At 45.6% G+C, this 23801-nt stretch carries 14 protein-coding genes; 9 read left to right on the top strand and 5 right to left on the bottom strand.

The features are described 5' to 3' along the window. Positions 1 to 6 precede the first annotated feature (6 nt). Positions 7 to 3144 (bottom strand): bifunctional proline dehydrogenase/L-glutamate gamma-semialdehyde dehydrogenase PutA, encoded by a 3138-nt coding sequence (gene putA, locus AB6D06_RS12725; RefSeq protein ID WP_372110389.1) that lies wholly within the window; start codon positions 3142 to 3144, stop codon positions 7 to 9. Between the two features lie 181 nt (positions 3145 to 3325). Beyond that, positions 3326 to 4150 (bottom strand): AraC family transcriptional regulator, encoded by an 825-nt coding sequence (locus AB6D06_RS12720; protein WP_017065150.1) that lies wholly within the window; start codon positions 4148 to 4150, stop codon positions 3326 to 3328. 483 nt (positions 4151 to 4633) lie between these two features. Between AB6D06_RS12720 and AB6D06_RS12715 the strand changes: the two genes are divergently transcribed. The 3 genes from AB6D06_RS12715 (at position 4634) to AB6D06_RS12705 (ending at position 8902) form a co-directional block, all read left to right on the top strand. Continuing rightward, a complete protein-coding gene (locus tag AB6D06_RS12715) occupies positions 4634 to 5737 on the top strand; it encodes a PEGA domain-containing protein (RefSeq protein ID WP_017065149.1) in 1104 nt (367 codons plus the stop codon). Positions 5738 to 5925: 188 nt separating this feature from the next. After that, positions 5926 to 7755, top strand: a complete 1830-nt coding sequence (locus tag AB6D06_RS12710) for an SUMF1/EgtB/PvdO family nonheme iron enzyme (RefSeq protein WP_372110386.1) — start codon at positions 5926 to 5928, stop codon at positions 7753 to 7755. Between the two features lie 364 nt (positions 7756 to 8119). Beyond that, the gene (locus tag AB6D06_RS12705; RefSeq protein WP_032547136.1) at positions 8120 to 8902 is read left to right on the top strand and encodes a helix-turn-helix transcriptional regulator; all 783 of its coding nucleotides are present in this window, start codon (positions 8120 to 8122) and stop codon (positions 8900 to 8902) included. A 102-nt stretch (positions 8903 to 9004) separates the two neighbouring features. On the opposite strand, the gene pdxH is transcribed toward AB6D06_RS12705, so the two are convergent. Further along, positions 9005 to 9640 (bottom strand): pyridoxamine 5'-phosphate oxidase, encoded by a 636-nt coding sequence (gene pdxH / locus AB6D06_RS12700; RefSeq protein WP_017061203.1) that lies wholly within the window; start codon positions 9638 to 9640, stop codon positions 9005 to 9007. A 167-nt stretch (positions 9641 to 9807) separates the two neighbouring features. Here pdxH and AB6D06_RS12695 point away from each other — a divergent pair, with 167 nt between their 5' ends. The 6 genes from AB6D06_RS12695 (at position 9808) to AB6D06_RS12670 (ending at position 19383) form a co-directional block, all read left to right on the top strand. Then, entirely contained in the window at positions 9808 to 11730 is a 1923-nt protein-coding gene (locus AB6D06_RS12695; RefSeq protein ID WP_372110384.1) for an ATP-binding protein, read from the top strand. Positions 11731 to 11814: 84 nt separating this feature from the next. Then, positions 11815 to 13101, top strand: a complete 1287-nt coding sequence (locus tag AB6D06_RS12690; RefSeq protein ID WP_017066341.1) for a sigma-54 dependent transcriptional regulator — start codon at positions 11815 to 11817, stop codon at positions 13099 to 13101. A gap of 113 nt (positions 13102 to 13214) precedes the next feature. Continuing rightward, complete coding sequence (locus AB6D06_RS12685) at positions 13215 to 14606, top strand: HlyD family type I secretion periplasmic adaptor subunit (RefSeq protein ID WP_017061206.1); 1392 nt, start codon at positions 13215 to 13217, stop codon at positions 14604 to 14606. Between the two features lie 59 nt (positions 14607 to 14665). Next, positions 14666 to 15334, top strand: a complete 669-nt coding sequence (locus AB6D06_RS12680; RefSeq protein ID WP_019823329.1) for a transglutaminase-like cysteine peptidase — start codon at positions 14666 to 14668, stop codon at positions 15332 to 15334. 5 nt (positions 15335 to 15339) lie between these two features. Further along, positions 15340 to 17250 carry a LapD/MoxY N-terminal periplasmic domain-containing protein gene (locus AB6D06_RS12675; protein ID WP_372110382.1) on the top strand — a complete coding sequence of 637 codons (1911 nt, stop codon included), beginning with the start codon at positions 15340 to 15342 and terminating at the stop codon, positions 17248 to 17250. A gap of 18 nt (positions 17251 to 17268) precedes the next feature. Further along, positions 17269 to 19383: a type I secretion system permease/ATPase gene (locus AB6D06_RS12670; RefSeq protein ID WP_017061209.1), complete on the top strand. Its 2115-nt coding sequence runs from the start codon at positions 17269 to 17271 to the stop codon at positions 19381 to 19383. A 120-nt stretch (positions 19384 to 19503) separates the two neighbouring features. Here AB6D06_RS12670 and AB6D06_RS12665 read toward each other — a convergent pair whose 3' ends face one another. Both AB6D06_RS12665 and AB6D06_RS12660 read right to left on the bottom strand, forming a co-directional pair. After that, positions 19504 to 21174 (bottom strand): DUF342 domain-containing protein, encoded by a 1671-nt coding sequence (locus tag AB6D06_RS12665; RefSeq protein WP_372110380.1) that lies wholly within the window; start codon positions 21172 to 21174, stop codon positions 19504 to 19506. A gap of 420 nt (positions 21175 to 21594) precedes the next feature. Continuing rightward, on the bottom strand, positions 21595 to 23688 hold the full coding sequence (locus AB6D06_RS12660; RefSeq protein WP_372110379.1) for a GNAT family N-acetyltransferase: 2094 nt from the start codon (positions 23686 to 23688) through the stop codon (positions 21595 to 21597). Positions 23689 to 23801: the final 113 nt, after the last annotated feature.

The raw sequence follows: 23801 nt of genomic DNA, 5'->3' as shown, positions 1-23801 counted from the left end.
TGCTCCTTATGCCTTGTCTTGTGATTGAGAAAACTGAACATCAGTAAAGCGATATAGGTAGTGAGGACCACCCGCTTTAGGGCCTGTACCCGACAAGCCTTGACCACCAAATGGTTGTACACCAACAACAGCGCCGACCTGGTCACGGTTGATGTAACAGTTACCCACACGAACGTGTTTTTCGATCCAACGGTAAGTTGTCTCGTTACGGCTGTGGATGCCCATGGTTAAGCCAAAACCGGTTTGGTTAATTTGGTCTACCACTTGCGCCAGTTCACTCGCTTTGAAGCGAACGATATGCAGTACAGGACCAAACTGCTCTTCTTTCAAACAGCTGATGTCATCGATTTCAAATGCACTTGGTGGAACAAAGTCACCATGTTCACAATCCGCTCCTAGAGAAAGTTGAGCCACTTTCTTCTGGGTCTTAGTCATATTTTCTAGGTGCGTCATCAACTTCTGCTTCGCGTTTTGGTCGATAACTGGGCCCACATCCGTTTTATGAAGATGTGGAATACCAACGCTTAGCTCATCCATCGCACCGTGAATTAGTCCAATCACGCGATCTGCAATGTCTTCTTGAATGTAAAGCACACGTAGCGCAGAACAACGTTGACCTGCTGAAGCAAAGGCAGAACGAATCACATCACGAACCACTTGTTCAGGCAGTGCAGTACTGTCGACGATCATCGCGTTCTGACCACCGGTTTCCGCGATAAACGGTACTGGTTTAGCGTTGCGGCTTGCTAGTGACACGTTAATGCGTTGTGCAGTTGGGGTTGACCCCGTGAAGGCAACGCCTGCAATCGCATCGTGGCTAGTTAGCGCACTGCCGATCTCTGCACCACGACCAGGTAGAAGTTGAATCGTGCCAGCAGGGAAGCCCGCTTCATTCATCAGTTCAACCGCGCGAGCCGCAATCAAGCTTGTTTGCTCTGCAGGTTTCGCCACAACCGTGTTACCCGCCACTAGTGCAGCTGTAATTTGGCCAAGGAAGATCGCCAATGGGAAGTTCCAAGGGCTGATACAAACGAATACACCACGACCTTGTCGCGAAGCGATTCGAGTTAGACCATCAAAGCCTTTTAGCTCAAAACCTTGTAGGTTGTTCGCTTGTTTTGCGTAGTAACGACAGAAGTCGACCGCTTCACGCACTTCATCAATGCTGTCGTGAATTGTCTTACCCGCTTCTTGATGACAAATTGCCACCAGCTCAGCCAGGTTTTCTTCCATCAGATCCGCCAGCTTCTCAAGCGCAGCGGCTTTGGTTTCAACCGATGTCGCATTCCAATCAGCAAATGCGGCGTCTGCACCAGTGATCGCTGCGGAAACATGATCAAGGTTTGCAAAAGCCACCTGACCCACGCTAATACGACGATCGTAAGGTGCTGTTACTTGTTCAACATTCTGATCAGCCTTGATCATGCTTTCGGCAAGAGATTCGCCGTTGATCACAGGTCCAGCAGTCCATTGATTGTTCAAAAAGCCTTTTACTTGCTCTTCAAACTGATGCGCTTCGCTCTCGATATCAATGTTCACACCGTATGAGTTCTTACGCTCAGGGAATACCGCTGGCGGCAGAGGAATCTTAGTGTTGTTCAACGTATCGAATGCCAAAAGCATGTCGACTGGATGCTGTGTTAGCTCTGCTACAGGGCAACGAGCATCAACCAAACGGTGTACAAACGAGCTGTTTGCACCATTCTCTAACAGACGACGTACTAGGTATGGCAGTAGATCTTTATGGCTACCAACTGGCGCGTAAATACGTACCGACTGTTGGTAAGCTTCCATTGCATGGTTGTAAAGTGAATCACCCATGCCGTGTAAGCGTTGGAATTCAAAGTCTTTATGGTCTGTCATCACTGCAATAGCGGAAACCGTATGAGCATTGTGGCTAGCAAACTGCGGGAAGATATTGCCACGAACACTTGGGCTCAATAGATAACGCGCACACGCTAGGTAGGCTACATCAGTCGCTTCTTTGCGAGTGTAAACAGGGTAGTTATCGAAACCAGCTTGTTGTGACCATTTGATCTCACTATCCCAGTAAGCACCTTTAACTAGGCGAAGTGGGATTAAATCACCCTGCTCTTTTGCTAGGCGGTTTAGCCAAACCAGAACCGGTAACGCACGCTTTGAATACGCTTGAATAACCAGACCAAACTTGCCCCAGCCTTTCACTAGCTCGCTGCGATACAGTTTTTCGAATAACTTAAGCGAAAGCTCTAGGCGATCCGCTTCTTCTGCATCAATCGTGATCGCAACATCAAGCTCAATCGCACGGCGCAGTAACTGCTCTAGCGTGTCGCATAGCTCAGTCAGTACGCGGTCTTCATTCGCCACTTCATAACGTGGGTGAAGCGCAGAAAGCTTGATAGAAACAGACGGTGCTGGGCTAGATTTTGAAGAGACGTATGTGTCTCGACCTACGGCTTCAATCGCCATTAGGTAATCTTTGAAGTATTTGTTTGCGTCAGCAGTGGTCAGTGCCGCTTCACCTAGCATGTCGTATGAGTAGGTAAAACCTTTGTCACGCATAGACTTACCGTTCTTCTGCGCTTCAGCAATGCTGCGACCAAGAACGAATTGGTGACCCATCACCTTCATCGCTTGGTGCATCGCTTTACGAATCACCGGCTCAGAAAGCTTGTTCACTAAACGGTTAACCGCTTGACCTGCACTCTGCTCTTTAGATGAAAGTCCAACCACCTTGCCTGTTAGCATTAGGCCCCAAGTTGATGCGTTAACAAAAACCGAGTCAGAATTCTTCAGGTGAGACTTCCAATCCGCAACGCTTAGCTTGTCGCGAATCAGTGCATCAGCCGTTGCTGAATCAGGAATACGCATCAAGGCTTCCGCCAGACACATCAGCAAGATGCCCTCTTGAGTATCTAAGCTGTATTCAAGCAACAGTGCATCGATCATCTGGATAGAAGTCTTATCCGCACGGATAGCTTCGATCAAAGAAGTCGTTTTGTCTGTGATTTGCTGCTTTTCAGACTCAGAAGGGGTAGCTAGTGGCAGAAGTTGCTCTAGCCATTGGGTTTCATCCACCATATATAATGGTGAGATAAGCGACCATAGATCATCAAGCGACTGCTCGTTGAATTCTGGCTTTAACACATCAGTAGCTGTAAACATGCGTTTTCCTTAATCTCACACCCGGAATTAGCCCGGGATCTCTACAATGGCTGCAGTGTATTTAGAGTATATAAGGATTACTTGTCAAAAACTCCGAGTTTTTTGCTAAAAACTCGCTTTATTAACAAAACAAACACAACGTCACATATGAAACTTTAAAATAATATGCCGTTTTGTTTCACTATTTAACAGAAATTTTCTTTTTGTATTGGGATGGAGACATGCCTTGAAGGCGTGAAAAGGTGTGAGTAAAAGAGGATTGACCGGAGAAACCAGCCAGTTCAGCGACCTGACCAAGGCTAAGGTTACCCTGTTCAATTAAACGGCGAGAACGATCGATACGCTTACCAAGAACATACTGGTGAGGGGTAATGCCCATTTGCTCTTTGAACAGCATATGGAACTGGCTTTCGCCCAAGAACACGCTGCCCGCAAGCTGAGCGACAGAGATCTTATTCGCGAGGTGTTGCTCGATGTAGCGATCCAGTGCTTCAAGATCAAAACGCGAGTCTTTAATTGAGGTTTCAAATGCCGATATGTGCCTTTGCATCAGAGCGATCACCGTGTCATTGCAGGCACGGCTTAACAATAGATCATCCGGGCTCGCCTGCATTTCTTGCACCAACATATGGATAAGCTTTTGAATTTGCGCGTCTAATTGGAAGTAGACGTTCGATGATTCTAACTGGTTAATCTTCTCTAGCATCAGAGGGTCATCATCGGTTGGCATAGGCATGTTGAGCACGAGAATATCCGACTGACCAACCACTCCGCCGAAAGCATGATCAGAGCTCGCTGTCACCACACAACCTTGTCCTGGGCCAACAAGATTCCCCTTACCACTCACTTCAAATTCCGCCTGACCTTTTAAACCAATCACCACCTGAGAATAATGGTGATCGTGGCAATCCATATGCGATGGCAAAGTGATGATCTCAGCAGGACGAGGGCCAGTAAGGCCTAGCGGAGAAAGGTCTAGGTTAGGAAAGGGTAAAGGTTTAGACATGACAGAAAAATACTCGGGTCAACATAGTAAGAATAATACTCTTAAATGCGCATAAGATGAATTTGTAAATGCTCATGAGAGTTATTTGCTCGCGAGAATGAAAAGATCATTATCGCGATCATCTTGATCATGCCTCCGGAAGGATGATCAAGAGTGTACAAACTACGGGCATTGTAAAACCAATCGTTCCGGCGAGTTTAGGGACTTCACAAGCAATCACACAAGCACGAAAAACCATGTGGTCAATAAATGCTTTTTCACGCCAACATAATGAATAAATTTTCTTATATAGCTCAAATAATTGGCTATAAGCCTGTAAAAAGTGTATCCGAAGTACCGAAACTTGGCTTTTGAGTAGATTGGATAGCAATAAAACGGTATAAAGACGGGTACTGTGTTAATTGCTAATAACTAGTGACTCACAACTAGGAAGTAGACACTTTATTAACGAGCCAATTTTCAATCTACAAGTTGCAGGGACCTATGACTAACTTTCGAATTTCAGCGCTTTTACTTGCGCTATCCCCACTTTGGGTATCTGCATCGGTATCCGCTGAAGAACTGAATCAAGTCGATCCCGTTTCAGCTATCGATGCAAAGCTAACAGAGAAAAACTCAGATATTGAGCGTATTTCAGCAACCAAAGTATCGGCGACTGAAAACCTAAAACAACTTCAAAACAAGAACAGCAAGTTGTTGCGCGAAGGTGAAGAACTTAAGGCAAAACGTAACAGAGCCAAGTCTGTACTCGACAAACAGTACAGTCGCTTGCTTGAAGATCCAGAAACAGATTTAGTCTCTTTCCAGAAAAGTTACCAAGACGCTTGGGCTGCGGTTAAAGAGAATCAATCGTCTCAGCTAGATAACGAACAAGCGATCAACGAGAGCGAAATTCACCTTTCTCAAATCAAGCAAAAGCAAGCTCGCCTGAATAATGAGCTGGCAAACTTGAGAGAGTCAAAAGTTGAAGCTCGCGTAAAACGTATCGCAACAGAACTGCGTGAAAGTGCGGTGCTTGAAACCAGCTATACCACCACATGTTCATCAACAATGACACTTGGTGAGTGTACTGCACAGGGTAAACACCTGACCAATCAAAAAGCCGTGCAAACGTTCAAGAGCCAATTACTTGAGCAGCTCACAGAAAGCACACTTGCGAAGCAAAACTTACAAGGTGTTCAGCTGAATATCCATGTTCAAGACAGCCAAGCGATCAAGAGCGGCTTCTCTGGTAACAACTCTTACTTCATGCAGATGCAAGCTCAACTTCAAGCAAAACCTGAAGCAGTTGCAGCATGTAACCTATTGAATGTTTCGACTCGCTACTGTTTAACAGGCAGTGACGCAGCAGTCGTTAAGAAGAGTGACAAACAGTGGGCTAACGTGACGGTACGTTCTGATCAGTACAACGACTCAGTAACCATCAACGGCATTAAGTATGGCAGCACCCCTCTTGAGGTTGCGCTACCAAGTGGTCGTCACCAAGTAACCATTTCAAAACAAGGTTACGAGTCTTACAACCGCACAGTTACCATCAACGGCAGCGACACGATTTGGGTTAAGCTTCTTCCTAGCAAAGAAAGCTAAACACCCTTTGTATATAGAGCCTGAGCCAATTCAAAACGCTTAGCTCGATATCAGATAGCCGTGCCTATTTCACAAAGCTGAATGAACACTCGCCATTTTGTTGATAGTTATAAACAGTAGCTGCAGACGAAATGGCGTTCTCGTTTAGAATATTCGATTAACCTAAATTACGATTGAAGTAGCCCATCATGCGCCAAGGTCTTCCTACTCTATTATTTGCACTTGCTCCATGCTTAATGACGCCAGCTGTTTTTGCTGAGGCAACACCACCAGCGATCGCGTCATCTGTCACCGACATTGAAAGCTCACTTTTTGAAAAGCATGCCGACTTAACGGCTGTTGAAAAGAAATTAGCCGACAAACAAAACGAAGTCGACAATCAGGCGCAGCAAACGGCACGTCTAGCTGAGTTATCAGCTCAAGCAGAGCAAACACTCGCAAAGGCAAAAGCCAGCCTAGAGCAAGATTACACGCGCATGATTGATGATCCCGATTTCGATATCTCGCTTGCTCAAAAACGCTTCCAAGACGCTTGGAAAACCGTAAAAGAAGGCAAACTTGCGATTTCAGACTCAGAGCAAAAGCAGCAAGGCTTGGTGATGGAGCTTGAGGCTATCCAAGCCGAGAAAGCCGCGGCAGAAGCTTCAATCGCAAACCTAAACCAAGACAAGCTAAGAGCAAGAGCAGAGCGACTAAGATACGAGATCACTCAGACGGAAGAGCAAACTGTTAGCTTTACCAACCGTTGCAGCAGCGATATGACACTGGCGCAGTGTTCAGACCAAACGGTGACTTTGGCACTTCAAAAAGCGGTAAAACAATTCCAACACAGCCTAATCGATAACGCGACTGAATCGAAAACAGTGAAAGAGCACCTTGCGTCTGCTTCGCTGAACATTCACGTTCTGCAACACAAAGTGAAATCCTCTGGCTTCTCTGAAGATAACCGTTACCGAGCGGTGATTGCGGCGAACCTAGAAACTCGTCCAGATAAGAACACACCTTGTCGCCTGCTTGGTATTCAGTCATCAAACTGTTTCACACAAAGCGAGCAACAAGCCAACGACCAGCAAAAAGAAGTTGCTTGGGTTAACTTGGTGGTGCGTTCAAATCAATACAACGACAATGTTTCTATCAACGGCGTGAACTATGGCAGTACACCGGTTGAAGTGATGTTACCGACGGGCCAACACATGGTCACGATCGAAAAAGAAGGCTACCTTTCTTTCCATCAAGAGCTGAAGATAGCCCGCGATCACAACCTACGAGCCGTATTGCAAGCGAAACAGAATTCATTAAATGTCGGCACCAAGTTTGCCGATCCGATGGGTAACGACATTCAGAGCCCTGAAATGATTGTTGTCGGCTCGGGTCGCTACCTACTGGGTGAAAATAACGCACAACAAGTGACGATCAAACAGCCGTTTGCATTAGCCGCAACACCAACCCGTGTTCAAGACTTCAAAGCATTCGTAAAAAACACAGGCTACCAGACAGACGCTGAGCTGATGAACACCTGCGATACATTCGTCAATGCAGAGATCACAACCGTTTCAGATAAAGACTGGCAGAACCCAGGCTTTAAGCAAGCTAATAACTCACCGGTAGTTTGTGTTAGCCAAAACGATGCCAAAGCTTATACACGTTGGTTATCTAAAAACACCGGCTTCACTTACCGCTTGCCAACACCACAAGAGTGGGAAGCTGCAGCAAGAGCTGGCCAAGACACCAACTTCTGGTGGGGCAATGAATTCCGTTCAGGCAAAGCCAACACTGGCTGGGCGGGTACACCATGGTCAAACGTTAGTACATCTCCGGTTAAGTCATTCCAACCAACACCAACAGGCTTCTACGACATGGTGGGTAATGTATGGGAATGGACAACCGTTCAGAAAGGCCTAGCGAAAGGTGGCGCGTGGAGCTTCTCTCCTGAAGAAGCAAAAGTGTTTAACGAACTGTACGTACCGCCTTCAACGGCAGCGAACTATCTAGGATTCCGAGTAGTACGAGAGCTGTAGGCTCCCAGTCATAGGCTCAGAACCCCAAATATTTACTCTAGGTTCTCAATTATCACATTGAGCAACATTTATAGGGGAATTCCCCCCTTATGCATAAGCACTCCTAGGAGTAGATTCGTCGATAGAGTAGTAAGTCACTCTGGGTATCAAATTGATGCCTCAGTTTAATTTACCTGACCCTCGTAAATTAGACTGAAAATCTTCTACATGTCGACAAGGCATATCTTGTCTTTAGCCAGCCCCTCTTCAGGCTGGCTTTTTTTTGCCTGATTATCACCCTTTATGCCCATCGATTCTCCGTGATTGACACAGTTAATCAACAGTCCGTTTAACTGTCAGTCACCCCTTATTTTTCGTACTCTAATTGCCATTGCAGCGCTATAAGAAACTGATATCATTGCCATACCTCAGCTTACGAGATAAAACCTTGCCAGATCCACTCAACTCCATACATCGTTCTTTATTCGAACAACTTCCAGGCTGCTGGGGCTGCAAAGATACTGACTCGGTCTTCGTGTATGCCAACCTTGCTTACAACCAATTGATTGGCTTAAAACCCAATGAGACTTGTACTGGCTTGACCGACTTCGACATGCCCAGTCAAACCACTGAGTGCGCACAAGATTTCAGGGCTCAAGACAAACATGTAATGGATACACGCAGTACCCTTAAGATTCTCGATATTCACCCCTATCCAGACGGACGCTGGCACGCCCATATCTTTACCAAAACCCCTTGGCTTGATGACGACGACAACGTCCAAGGCACCATCTTCTATGGCCAAGAGCTTACCGATACCGCGATCTTAGAGGTCGGTCATTGGGTTTGTCAGGCCACAGGAACAAAAGGCGATCAGGCATCGCTTGCGGGGTCAGAGCCGCGCGTGTCTAAGCTGCAAAAGCGGCTGACTTCGAGAGAATCAGAGGTACTGTTCTTACTGCTTTTCGGCAAGAAACCACAGTACATCGCGTCGACGTTAAACATTTCAATCAAAACGGTCGAAGGTCATGTCGCCAGATTGAAACAGAAGTTTGATGCACGCAGTAAAAGCCAATTGATTGAGTATGCATTGGATTCAGGATTGGGCTCAGTGATCCCAGAAACTCTGCTCAAAAAACAGATCTCTGTTGTTCTTCACAGTGACTGATTGACTGTTCAGCTGAAAATGCAGACAAAAAAATGCCGTTGATTTGATCAGTCTAATCAACGGCATTTTTGGATCTGTTAAGCAGCTAAGCGATCAAGCAGCCTAAGGCGCTAGGCGATCAATATCCCAACTGTTGTCTTGGCGTGAGAACAAGAAACGGTCGTGCAAGCGGTGTTCACCACCCTGCCAGAACTCAATACTATCCACACGAACTCGGAAGCCACCCCAGAAAGAAGGCACAGGAATCTCGCCTTTGGCAAACTTCTGTTTAAGCTCTAGATACTTACCTTCTAAAATCCCACGCGCTGAAATGCGGCTACTCTGCTTACTTGCAATCGCGGCCAATTGGCTCTCTTTTGGACGTGACGAGAAGTACTTCATATTTTCCATAGCGGTCAGCTTTTCAGCCGTGCCCGTAATATGAACTTGTCGTTCGAGTGGATGCCAAGGGAAGTGCAAACTGATTTTGCTGTTGTGCTCAAGCTGGTGCGCTTTGCGGCTACCTAAGTTGGTGTAAAAAACGAACCCGTCTTTATCAACATTCTTCAGCAGAACAATTCGTTGGAATGGCTGACCATTTTCATCAACCGTAGCAACTGTCATGGCAGTAGGGTCCGTCAACTTCGCTTCAATGGCTTGCTCTAGCCATAGATTGAATTGCTCAATCGGGTCTGCGGCCAAGTCTTTGCGTCTCAATCCACCCTTAGCGTATTCGCGACGAATATCTGTCAGTTCCATTTGGTTGCTCCTTTTAATTTTTTTGTGATTTTGCGCCGTAATCCTTTGAAACACAAGTCTAAGCCATGGTTTTGTCTCACAGAAGGTGCTCTGTGTTAACAAGATCTCGGTACTCTCTCCATCATATTGATAATCTTTATACAAACCGATGACAAGCTGAGATCCGAGTGACCAAAATACTGCCTAACCTAATGACGCCCTTTGTTTTATTCTCATTGTTATTGGGAGCTGCAGGGCTGACCGCAACCCACTTTATGGCAGTACAATTCCAAGAAAAAATCGTCACTCAGCAACTCGATGAAGCGGCGAATAAAGCCAATCTACAAATCGATTCTGAACTGGATAAATTCAAACAGATCCCGGATTTGCTCAGTCATGACCCGCGCTTGCTCTCTTATTTTGACTCATCACAACGAGCAAACAAGATTTCCGCTGCGCAGCTCAATCAATTGCTGTTTGAATGGTCGAATCAAAGCCAAGCCGACACCATCTATATTCATGACCCGAGCGGTACTGTGGTCGCTTCCAGTAATTACCAAAAGCCTCGTACCTTTGTAGGTGAGAACTTCTCGTTTCGTCCCTACTTTGCTTCTGCCATTCAAGGTAACAACACACAATATGTCGCGCTAGGCGCTCGTTCGAACGTACGCGGTTATTTTCTGTCTTCACCGCTGTATGTTGAGAATCACATTGTGGGGGTTATCACCGTAAAAGTGAGTTTAGAAAACCTCGAAAACATCCTGACCAGCGACGACTTTGAGATCGTAGTACTCGACTCGAACCAAGTGGTCTTTCTATCAAGCCAAGCTCCATGGCTTTATCATTCACTGTTGCCATTAACGCAGCAACAACAAACGGATATCGCACTTCAACGCCAATACGGTCAAAGCGAAATTTCGATCATCGAAGCCTTTCGTTCTTCAAGATCTCAGTCAGAAGCTAGCAACGCCAATCAATCTAGCAACCTTCAATCCAATGAAATCCGAAAAGAGCTCACCGCCAACCAGTTATTCAAGCTTGGTGCTTTTAATCTTTACCCCGCTACCATCAGCAACAACCAGTACCAAGTCGTCGCCCTAAAAGAGACCAGAGCTGAACTTATTAAAATCTTTCAGATCGATGTCATCTTCGTAGTGATTTACAGCTTGGTGATGCTCATCGCTTGGTCGTGGCGCCAGACTTATCTCGCGAAAGTGGCGTTGACCCGACTCAACCAAAACCTAGAACAAACCGTAGATAAACGTACCCACTACTTGAAGCAATCCAATCAACAGCTGCAACAAACCCTTTTTCAATACCAAGAGTCGCAATCCAAGTTGAAACAGACAGAGCAAGAGCTGACACAAACCGCGAAATTAGCGGTACTCGGTGAGCTGTCAGCCAGCATTAACCACGAAATCAACCAACCGCTTGCAGCACTGCGAACCTACAGTGAAAACAGCTTAAAGCTACTGGAAATGGAACGAACCGATTTAGTGAAAAGCAATCTTGAGAAAATGATTGGCCTCAACAACACCATTACCGACATCATCGCGCGACTCAAAGTCTTTACTCGCAAGGTCACCAAACAAGAACATCATGTGGCGAACCTGCATCAAGCGGTCAATAACGCCACTAGCATTCTCAGTGCGCTGATGATCAAGCAAGGCATTACGCTAAGGCTAAGCACGGTGCCAGATGACATCAATATTGCGATTCATCCAACCGAACTCGAACAAGTACTAGTGAACCTGATTCACAACGCGATTCAAGCGCTGCAACAACAAGTTCTTGAACAGAAAATCTTGCAGGAGCAACAAAACCTGGAAAGCGTTGACCAACAGGCTAGCCCACAGATAGGCATCGAATGGCAACTTCATCACAACTCTTGTCAGCTGATCATTTGGGATAACGGAATTGGCATGCCAGATGACAAACTAGAACAGCTGTTCGACCCGTTTTTTACCACCAAACCGGAAGGTTTAGGGCTAGGGCTTTCAATATCGAAACGGATTATTGAAGCGTATCACGGCACGATCAGCGCGAACCGGTTAGAGCCTTCAGGCATGGTATTCTCGCTAAACATCCCGTTATATAACGATAAGCGCTAACACGCCGTTGTTATTGTTAACGGAAAACGAATTTCACATTACTGCTAATCTCACCTACAGCTAAGGAATCGGCTTTTGCACTCTATGCCTAAACTCTATTTTGTCGACGATGAACCCGCCATTCGAGACTCGGTAGAACAAGCCATGCTCATTGAAGGTATCGATATCGTCGGCTTTCCCAATGCTATTGAGGCATTAAAGAAAATAGATACCACGCAAGCCGGAATTGTCATCACCGATATTCACATGCCGGTAATGGATGGCATTCAATTAACGCAAAAGTTGCTGAGTCAAAATCCTCATTTTCAGGTCATCGTACTTACCGGACATGGTGACGTGCAAACCGCGGTATCAGCGATGAAAGCCGGTGCTTACGATTTTCTGGAAAAGCCATTTGTGGTCGATGCCCTACTCACTGCCGTTAAAAAAGCCGCAGATAAGCTCGCACTGGTTGAAGAGAACAACCTATTGCGTAAAGAGTTGGCAATGCAAAATCAGGTTGGCCCGAAACTGATTGGTCAATCACCATCAATGCAGGCATTACGCCGAGAATTGATCACCCTAGATACCAAAACTAACCCACTTCTATTATTTGTTGGTGATTTAGGGACGGGGAAAAGGGTCACAGCACAATACACCCATGATTTACACAGTCATCAAACCGCGGAGCTTTGCCCTGTCGCTGCGTTTAATTTGCCACGCAGTGACGAAGCGACATTCCATCAGTTTATTTTGCAACTGTTCTTGAAGCATCAAGGTGGAACACTCTATATCCATGAGACAGAAGCACTAACTCAGGATCAATGGCTGTGGTTAGCGAACCTAAAACCCACTCTACTTCGTGAAAACTCATGCAAGACCAATGCAACTTGTATCATTATCGCAACTACAGTAGTTCCTACTACAATTACAGGTGAACTGCGCCGATTTAATTTACTACCCTTGGCGCAAAGAACGGAAGATATTGGCTCTTTGTTCAAACACTTTGCTCGTGGTGCAGCCAGTCGCTATCAACTGCCGCCACCCGTCATTACAGAAAAAGAGATTCAGCGACTCATTGCAACGCATTGGACGGAGAACATTCGTCAGCTTCGCCAACATGCTGAACTCAGAGTGCTGACTCAAATTAAGCAGCCGTCGCTCGACAGCGATACTGATGAGCAAAATGAACTCGATATGAGCATTGAAGAGCAACAACAGTCGTTGAACCAACGCACCGATAGCTTTGAACAAATTATCTTGATTGAGGCGCTACATCGCCATCAAGGTCGTTTAAAAGAGGTACAACAAGAGCTGCAGGTGTCGCGAAAAACATTGTATGACAAACTAAGAAAGCACCAACTCGATAAAACAGATTTCAAGAACCGATAAGTCTTAAAAAAATATATAAATTCAAAGATTTAAATGAGCAAAATCTTAACATTTATCAAAAGTAAGAATACACTCAATAGGCTTGCACTTTTATTTAGCGAACAAGGACTGTTATGAGTCAGAAAAATTTCAGCAAATTGAACGAGACCGAGCTTGAGTATGTCGATGATAAAACAGCGGCACTACTCCTCAATACGCCCACCAGTGCGCGAATTATGTTGTGGGTGATCGTTCTGTTTTTTATTGCTGCTATTGGGTGGTCTGCATGGGCAGAGATCGACAAAGTTACCGTTGGCCAAGGCAAAGTGATCCCCTCCTCTCAGATCCAAGTGGTACAAAACCTTGAAGGTGGCTTGGTTAAAGAAATCTTAGTTAAAGAAGGCCAACGCGTTCAAAAAGGTCAACAACTGCTGTTAATCGATGACACACGATTCCGTTCTGACTTCCGCGAACGTGAACAACAAGTCGCGAACTTGACCGCCAACGTGTTAATGCTTTCCGCTTCCCTGACCAGTGTTGTCATCAATGAAGAATTCTCTGAAAAAGAATGGAAGAAAAGTGTCACTCTCGATTATGGCAAGCTTGCGTTCCCACCTAAATTCTATGAACTTCAACCTCAACTGGTTAATCGTCAAAAAGCAGAATACCGTCAAGATCTCAATAATCTGAGAAACCAGCTTTCCGTTTTTGATCAACAAGTTGAACAGAAACAGCAAGACCTAGTTGAGATTAAAGCGCGTGTTCGAAACCTAAAACAGAGCTACCAGTTTGCTCGCCAAGAACTGGATATCACCAAACCTCTCGCCGATGAAGGGGTGGTACCACGAATTGAATTACTTAAACTGCAAAGACAAGTGAACGACACTCGCCGAGAAATGACTTCGAGCGAGCTAAAAATTCCTCTTTTACGCTCAGCAATCAAAGAATCCATGCTCAGCCGTATTGACGCCGCACTGAACTTCCGCTCCGAACAACAAGAAAAACTCAATCAAGCCCAAGACAAGCTCTCTGCAATGACCGAATCTGCCGTTGGCCTAGAAGACAGAGTAAACCGTACCGTGGTGGTTTCTCCTGTAACAGGCACAGTTAAAACATTGGGTATTAATACTGTCGGCGGGGTTATCCAACCGGGTATGGACATCGTTGAGATTGTACCAACAGAAGACTCTCTATTGGTTGAAGCGAAAATCGCCCCGCAAGATATCGCGTTCCTACGCCCAGAATTGACTGCCATCGTTAAATTCAGTGCTTATGACTTCACTAAGTACGGTGGTCTAGAAGGCGTGTTAGAGCACATCAGTGCCGATACCACTCAAGATGAAGAAGGCAATAGCTTCTATATCGTGCGCGTGCGCACCGAAAAACACAATTTTGGACAGAACGAAGAGTTGCCAATCATTCCAGGTATGACCGCCTCTGTCGATATCATCACGGGTAAAAGAACCGTGCTTGAGTACATGTTGAAGCCACTATTAAGCGCTCAAAACAATGCACTAAAAGAGTAAGGACGTTTGATGTTTGATAACGCCTTTCAATACACAGCAAATAGACAAGAGCAGAGGCTATGAAGTCTCGGATTTCGCTATTGCTGCTGGTCCTCACCTCTTTCACCTCTGTGGCGCTCAACAAGAGCGACCAACGGTGGATAGATGCAGTGACCAAAACCTACGGCGATAGAGCCGGAAAGCGAGTGGCGACATGGCGCTCAAATATGACGTCATACGACGGATTAAGTGAAAAAGAGAAGCTCAGGTCGGTAAACCAGTTCTTCAACCAGATGTACTTTGTCGATGACAACATACTGTGGGGAAAGAATGACTACTGGGCAACACCACTGGAATTTTTAGGCAGCAACGCCGGTGATTGTGAAGACTTCACAATCGCAAAATACTTCTCTTTGCTTGAACTGGGCGTCCCAGATAAGAAATTACGATTAGTGTACGTAAAAGCACTGGAACTAAACCAGTTCCACATGGTGTTAGCTTACTACTCAACACCGAGTGCAGAGCCATTAATTTTGGACAACTTAAACCCTGAAATTAAACGCGGTTCCAAACGCCCAGATCTACGACCAATTTACAGTTTTAACGGTAAAAACCTTTGGTTGATCAAGTCGGCAGCAGGCAGCGGCAAATTGGCAGGGAAATCTTCAAGATTGAGCTTATGGAACGACTTACGTTCACGTGAGCGCTCTCTAAAATTAAACAAACCCATTATCAATTACGATGAGTAGGTACAATGACTTTATATAAACAGCTTGTGGTCGGGATGGTTGCAGTGTTCATACTGCTGATGACGTCAGTTTTTATGATCGAATTCAATACCACCCGTGGATACTTAGAGGAGCAGCAACGCTCTGAGGTAAGTAATACCATTAATACTGTTGGACTGGCTCTCGCCCCTTACCTAGAAGAAAAGGACAAGGTGGCAGTGGAGTCTGTTATCAACGCCCTGTTTGATGGCAGTTCTTACTCAGTCGTTCGATTGATCTTTCTCGATAGCGGTGAAGACATTCTCCGCTCATACCCTGTAAAGCCAACTGGCGTACCAGAGTGGTTTACCAACCTAAACCTGTTCGAGCCTGTTCATGACCGCCGCGTGATCACCAGTGGCTGGATGCAATTGGCCGAGGTCGAGATCGTAAGTCACCCAGGCCCTGCCTACGATCAACTTTGGCAAGCATTCATCCGCTTACTGAGCATATTTGGCACGATCTTCTTGCTCGGTTTGGTGTCTATCTCTTGGATCCTTAAGCGCGCTTTACGCCCGCTCTCGTTGATCATTACCAAGATGGATCAGATCGCCAAGAATCAGTTTGGCGAACCTCTGGCTCGTCCAAAGACAAAAGATCTCACCTTGGTTGTCGATGGTATCAACCACATGTCGACTCAAGTTGAACTGGCATTTAAAAACCAAGCGAAAGAAGCTCAGAAGTTACGTGAAAGAGCATATATCGACCCTGTATCTCAGCTAGGTAATCGTGCTTACTACATGTCTCAGTTAACTCAATGGTTAGAGGAGTCGAGCTTAGGTGGTTTAGCGGTACTTAAAGCGGAGTTTATCAGTGAAGAGTACGATGAAAAGGGCTATCAAGAAGGTGATGCCTTGGTTCATCAACTGGCTGAACAGCTGCAAGCTTCAATTTCATCTCCAGATATCACCATCGCTCGTATTTCTAGTGACGAGTTCGGTTTCATCATGCCAAACATTGATGAGAGCGAACTGAAACTTGTCGCGAGCAGCATCGTAAACTGTATCCAGAGCCTAGGTTCAGACCCAACAGGCACTGCGAATCCACATATTGCTCTTGGTGTGACCTACAGCAACAAGCGTAAAACCAGTACTGAAATCATGTCGCTGGTGGATAACGCACTCTCAAGTGCCAAGGCGAATCGAGAACTTGCTTACGGCTACGTAACCGCAGACGATCACGGCGCAGTGATGGGCAAACAACAATGGCGTATGTTGGTTGAAGAAGCGATCATCAACGACCTCATTACCTTCCGTTTGCAGGCTGCAAACAATGCCTTTGGTAAAACGTATCACCAAGAGGTGTTCTCTGCGATTGAAAAAGAGGGGGTTCGTTACGGTGCAAACCAATATCTATACGCACTAGAACAGTTAGAAATGAGCCACATTCTCGACCAATACGTTATCGAGAAGATGATAGAGAAACTGAATGCGAAAGAAGTCACGAGCCCCGTTGCTATCAATATTTCGCCAAGCAGTATTTCTCAGCCAAGCTTCATCCGCTGGATTGGTAAAACTCTTGAACACAATGCCTCAATTGCTCACCTGTTGCATTTTGAGATTCCAGAAAATTGTTTCATCAATGTTCCGCACTACACGGCGCTGCTGTGTAACACCATTCGTAACGCTGAGTCCGTATTCGGGGTTGATAACTACGGACGTAATTTCCAATCATTGGATTACATCAACGAGTACCGCCCAAGCTATGTGAAGTTGGATTACTTGTTTACGCACAACCTTGATGATGAAAAACAGAAATTCACCTTAACGTCGATCTCTAGAACCGCTCACAACCTAGGCATAACCACCATTGCGTCTCGAATAGAAACTCAGACTCAGCTAGATATCCTGTCTGATAACTACGTAGAAGTGTTCCAAGGCTTCATTGTTGATAAATAGTTGTAAGGGTTATATCGCATGCAAGATCCACTATTAAACTCACTGATCTACGTTAGTCGGTATTACGGGTTAGCTAACTCGCCCGAAGCGTTGATCAATGGGCTACCACTATCAGACGGAAAGCTAACCCCTTTCCTATTCCCACGTTCTGCTGAGCGAGCAGGATTGGTGGCGAAAGAAAACCGTTCCGACTTAGAAAAGATTCCTCACCTGATTCTGCCTGCCGTTTTACTGCTTAAACAAGGTGAGGCGTGCGTCCTCAACAGTATCGATTTAGAGAAGCAAGAAGCGGAAATCATTACTGCGGAAAGCGGAATGGTGCCAATCATCATTCCTGTCGAAGAGCTGAAAGAACAATTCATCGGCCGCTACTTCTTGGTAAAGAAGCAGTTTCGCTATGATGAACGTTCACCAGAGGTTCTAAAAACACGTAAAGGGCATTGGTTTTGGAGCACGATTTGGGAATCTAAAAACATCTACCGAGATGTGTTGATCGCCTCCATTCTGATCAACATCTTCGCAATTGCCGCGCCGATGTTCACTCGCTTGGTGTACGACAAAGTAGTCCCTAACCTCGCCTTTGAAACTTTGTGGGTGCTAGCGAGTGGTATCTTTGTCGTGTTCCTATTCGATTTGCTGCTCAAATTGATGCGAAGCTACTTCATTGATGTTGCCGGTAAGAAATCCGATATTCTCATTTCCTCCAAGCTGTTCAGTAAAGTACTGGGGATTCGTATGGAAGCGAAGCCTGCTTCCGTCGGTGCTTTCGCTAAAAACTTGCAAGAGTTCGAATCCATTCGTGAATTCTTTACCTCTGCAACCATTGGCTCGTTAATCGACTTACCGTTCGCACTGATGTTCTTAGCGCTAATTTGGCTAATGGCTGGAAACCTTGTATTCGTTCCCGTTGCTGGCGTGGTCATTTTGATCGTCTATGCATTGCTAATCCAAGGCCCACTGCGCCGCACCATTGAAGAAGGCTCTCGTCTTGCTTCGCAGAAGTACGCAAACTTGATTGAGAGTTTGGCAGGGTTAGAGACGGTTAAGCTGTTCAGCGCGCAAAGCCAATTCCAATTCCGTTGGGAAGAAGCTGTTGCTCACATGGCGAATTGGAATATCAAAAGCCGACGCATCACTGACAGCATCCAAAACACCGCCGGCTTTGTTCAGCAAAGTACTAACGTTGGTATGATCATCTTTGGCGTGTATCTAATTGCAGAAGGTGAACTTACGATGGGTGGCTTGATCGCTGCAACCATGTTGAGCGGCCGAGCGATTGGCCCGCTTGTTCAGCTGTCTTTGCTTTCGACTCGTTACAACCAAGCGAAGTCATCAATGACTCTGATTGAGCAAGTGATGTCGATGCCAGATGAACAAGAAGAAGGTAAGCGCTACATCCACCGTCCGATTATTCAGGGTCATATCGCGCTAGATAAAGTGACGTTCCACTACCCAGATTCACCCGTGGCTTCTATTAGAGACTTAACCCTCAATATTAGCCCAGGTGAGAAAGTAGCAATCATTGGGCGTATCGGTTCAGGTAAAACGACATTAGAACGCTTGATTATGGGCCTCTACAAGCCCACAGAAGGCCATGTTCGTATAGACGACACTGACATGGAGCAACTTCACCATGTCGACGTACGACGCAATATAGGTTGTGTTCCGCAAGACAGTAACTTGTTCTACGGCTCGGTAAGAGACAACATTACTTTAGGTCGCCCTTTAGTAGATGACCGTGACGTGATGGATGCAGCAAACCGTGCAGGGGTAACCGCGTTTACTCAACAAGATCCGGCAGGTTTGGAACGCCAAGTGGGTGAAGGTGGTGCCTTGCTGTCTGGTGGTCAACGTCAGTCAATTGCCATTGCTAGAGCCTTCCTTGGCCGTCCGCCAGTGTTGTTGATGGATGAGCCGACCAGTGCTATGGATAACCGTTCAGAGATGCACATCAAACACCAACTTAACCAATTGCTACCAAGCGAGACGTTAATTCTGATTACACACAAAACGTCGATGTTGGACATTGTCGATCGAGTGATCGTAATGGAGAAAGGCTGCATCATTGCAGATGGTCCTAAAGCACAGGTTCTTTCAGACCTTAAACAAGGCCGAGTGAGAGCCGTTAGTTAGAGCGCTCAAGCCACCTAAATAATTATCAGTAGAAACCAAAAGGGGGAGCATCAGCTCCCCTTTTTTATTTGTCAGTATCGGCACCTTAACCATACGTAACTTTGTGTTCAGCACAAAAGTCTACAAAGCAATATCCTCTTGCTCCATCTTGAATGAACATTGGATCTCGTATTGGTTGAATGAGAAAACACTTCCACCATGGGTTCGCTTGGTTGTGACTGTCTCATCACCAAATTGAATCGTCACTCGGGTATACACTTTTTCGTGTACCTCTACAGTGCATTCAGCAAGGTTGGTTGCAAACTCCGCTTCGAGTGTATCTAGCTGCGACTTTGTGTTTTCTATTGCGAGGTTATTCTTCTCACGTTGCTGCTCTATTTCTAGGGCTTGCTCTTCGCTTCTCTCTGCTTTCGGGCGCTTCTTAAATTCTAACTCTTGGCGAATCACACCCATGGTTTGCTCTTGAGTGTATTTATAAGTTTCCTTCAGCTCAGCTATCTTTTGGCGGTAACCATCGTAGCGCGCAAAACCATGTACCTTAGTTGCGGTGTCTCCCTCAACACCTAAGAAGACACATTCTACTTTTCCGCCAACTTTGGCTTCACCACCGCTTAGCGTGCCGTGTTTTTTCAAGCTGTCCATCACGATAAGGTTGTTACCACAGCGAATGTCGTTACTCATACTGTGCACACCAAGTCGAAGGTCATTGGCCGTTTGTAGCTCGGCATTCTGTGCGTAGCTTGCTGTGATAGAGCCTTTACTGAATACCTTACAACTTTTTGGCTCACCCTCTTTGGTCGTGTGGCCGATAATGCCTTTGGCGACTTTGATATCCCCCTGAGCTTGCACTTCGGCCGATTCGATAAAGCCACCAACCGTAACACTTCCGGTCGCCTTGACGATCATCCCCGGCTCGATGTTGCCAGAGACAAAGACATTACCTTTAAATTTAACGTGCCCAGTTGAGACATCGACGTTGCTGACACATAAGGCGTCATCCACTTCGATGGTTCGGTCTTTAATGATGGGCAATCCAGGGTGTGAGGCGAGTAGTAAATTGGGATCTTCAGGGGAGATGTAAGTGCCCTTTCCAGGCTTGATTAAACTGTCTTGTCCAGGAAGCGGTGGGATAATTCGGCCTTGAACGGTAAAGCCAGCGATGCCTTTGGTAGCGGGGGTTCGTTTCATTAAGTGATCATTTTGACCGACGGTAATGGTTTGTCCCAAGTCTCGCATATCAATCTTGCCTTCGTCTTTGCTGCGAGGCTTCAAGACTTGGCGAGTAATATCTTCAACCAAAGCGGCAAACTTAGCATCCTTACCTTTTACTGGTTGTGTCCCTTTAGCGACGGGCTGAGTAAACTTTTCCCCGGGCTTAAGTTTGCTACTCATCATCAGAACTTTTCTGAGCGCTAACTTATTTATTCCTTTTGTTATTTGAGCTAGAGATAAGCACTGAATGATGTCGCTACCACGCAGTGGGTGTCCATTGTAGGGACCAGTGACCACGAGACTCGCCAACATCTCATCATCAGACAGTTCGACCGCAACAGTGGCATTTCGAACTTCAGCAATCAAGATTCCTTCATAAGCTTCACCCTTACCTTCTTTAGCAAGAGTAACGAAACGCAACACCTCTTCTTCGAAAAGAAAATAGTTTGATGCATTCAAAGCTTCCAAGGTTGGTGGCAGCGTCTTTTTATCAAAGCTTGCGTCAACCACAATCCCGGTTGGCAGACATGCCATTACTTGTTGCTTGTCTTCCGACAATGTAACGATGTTATCCCACATTCGAATTGAGTATCCCTAATGACTCAGTTGTTATTCAGTCTATATAATTCATTCTGCGCTGAGTATCACATTATTAGAATAATCAGCGTCACATCACTTACTTTCGATTCTGCAAACATGACTCATAAATAAGACTTACACATTTTATGATCTGCTTCGCCTTTACAAATACATAGGAAGATTTTTTCAGAATATTTCGTGTGATTGAATGTCGATTCGATATTGGTGCAAGATAGTAAAGGCGAATAGCTTTAGAAGATTAAAGGCTGTCATGGAGAGATGAAACAGAAGTGATGTAACAGATAGTCAGGGTAAAAACGGATTTCAATATGGAGCTTCAGTTTACAGTGTAAATCCAAGATTCTAATTTACACTGTAAATCTAATTTGTAGCGGTCAGTCTATTTAAATGATGGCTAGCCTATTTACACTGTAAATTTGCTAGCAAAACATCGACATCTTTACGAAACTGAATCTCTGCTTGTTTTCGACCAACAAGATTAAACTGTTCGACACAAGTCCCCCACTCTTTCTGCTGAACAACCTTTGCGATGAGTAAGTCAGAAATACCTATGTTTCGATCGTTGCTGAGTAGAATCAAGTTCAGTACGCTGAAGCTGATCGCATCATAACTGTTGCCACCGTTCACGTGATTTCTAACTAACTGAGTTTCAAACTCGCTAACAGTGTGAACACTCTTTGGCAGCAGCGCTCGTACCATATCGGTTTCAAGTGAAACCAAAGAACCTGAAACAAGAAAACAGTAGCTACGCTCGAAGTGATTTTGAACTTGGCTTATCCAGCCTTGAGAGTTTGAGTTAAGCGCCTTAACCATCAGAACCGAGTGACAGCCACTGGCCTGATCTCGCTGGTGGCCGATGTGCACAGCTTCAAATTCACTACCACGCCAAAAAGAAATCAATTCGCTGGTCGCGCCAAAACTTGTCGCGAGATAATCTGCTTGGCTGGTTTGCTGTGATAACTGAGCCAACATCCAACGGCCAATACCCAAACCTTGATGACGCGCTGAAACAGCAATGCGCATCACTCGAAGGCAACGACTGCTCGCCGCATGAGTACAGCCAAGTTGGTTTGCCAGTAATACTGGAGCAAGGTGACCTTGAGGCCTGCGTTTTCCAAGTTGAATTTGAGTAATCAACTCGCTGTCCAAACCACCCTCTTCCGTCACCAACATACAACCTAAACATTCACCTTGCTGCCAAGCGGCGTATAAACGGATTGCTGGATTGTTGAGAAACTGCATTAAGTCATTAGGCGAGGTCTGATAGTGCGCATCCACAAGAAGAGAAAAACATTGTTGTAGCTGCTCAGGATTAGCCAAGCATTCTGATTTTGATAACTCGCCCAAGTTTAATTGGTTGATTGCGTCAGCAGAAAAGCCTTCGATTTCATCAACCGCCGATTCAGTGACTGATGCGTCATTACCAAGTAGGAAGCAATCAAACAACCAAGCTTCTAGCGGATCGTTGCTATTCCAACGAATCGGTTGTTCGAGCTTAAAGCCTTTCCACCCCGGACGATGCTCAGAAAGCCAAGACTCAAACTTAATACCGAACCCTCGTCCACTGCCTTCGTAACCGTGTACCGTGGTCGAAAAAACCATGCGGTGATAGATGTCGACCATGGATTTAAGCATCGGAATTGGAATTGCAGCTGCTTCGTCAACCAATAACAGATCGCAATCAGGCTTAGATTTAAGTAATTCATCTGTTGCGACGAATCTTAAACTGCCACCTTGATGACGAATGTGAGTAGCGTTTACCACTTCGCAAGATTCCAACCCTTGGCTAGCATGGGAAAATACCGGCTCTACCGCTTTCACTGAAGGTGCGGTAACAACAATATTAAACCCGTGACGCTCAACTAACAGCTGCGCAGCGGCAATACCCAATGTCGAACTTTTACCACGCCCTCTATCCGCAGTGAGAATCAAAGGACGTTTACGGTGTCCAGACACCACTTTTTTGACTAATTCAACAGCCGTGTTTTGCTGTTCAAATTTATCCAATCCGTTTTGGGCGCTTTGCATCTGAGGAAGAACGTGAGTTGCTTGAACTACATCGCAGGCTTCATTGTGTTGTGAAACAGACATCAGTTTATCGAAATGACGTTTTAACCAACGTTGACCAAAGCTTTCACTATCTTCAGAGGCATTAACTTTTGGCGGCAACACCAACAACAGCCCACCACCAACTAACGAACCCAACGCGGCACTAAAACCATTCGCATCGAACTGCTCTCTAAAATCACAAACAAGAACCTGACACTCACGACCAAGCAGTTGTTGGCCTTTTTTTACTGGAGCATGAATCACACCTTCAAATGGCGTACCGCCAATCTGGAAGATGCTCGGACTGTGTGAGTCTTGAAGGAAAGTAAAAACAGCTGAGTTTTGCCAATCAAATTCGCCATCAAAGACCACGCCGTAACGGTGATCGTTATGCTGAGCAATATTAGAAAGTGTATGTAGAAAAGTGTTGGTTGGGTTTGTCATAGTTAGCGTCCAGATTCATCTAAACACAGTTTATCACAGCCAAATAAAAAGCCGCATAATGAACTGACCCCCAATAGTTGGACACCAATTATTGGGGGTCTTTTTATGTCCAA

Origin of the sequence: Vibrio sp. 10N.239.311.G01 (assembly GCF_041465805.1) — a bacterium.
GTDB lineage: Bacteria > Pseudomonadota > Gammaproteobacteria > Enterobacterales > Vibrionaceae > Vibrio > Vibrio crassostreae_C.
Note: the sequence above shows the minus strand (reverse complement) of the source record. Positions and strands in the feature narration are given on the sequence as shown.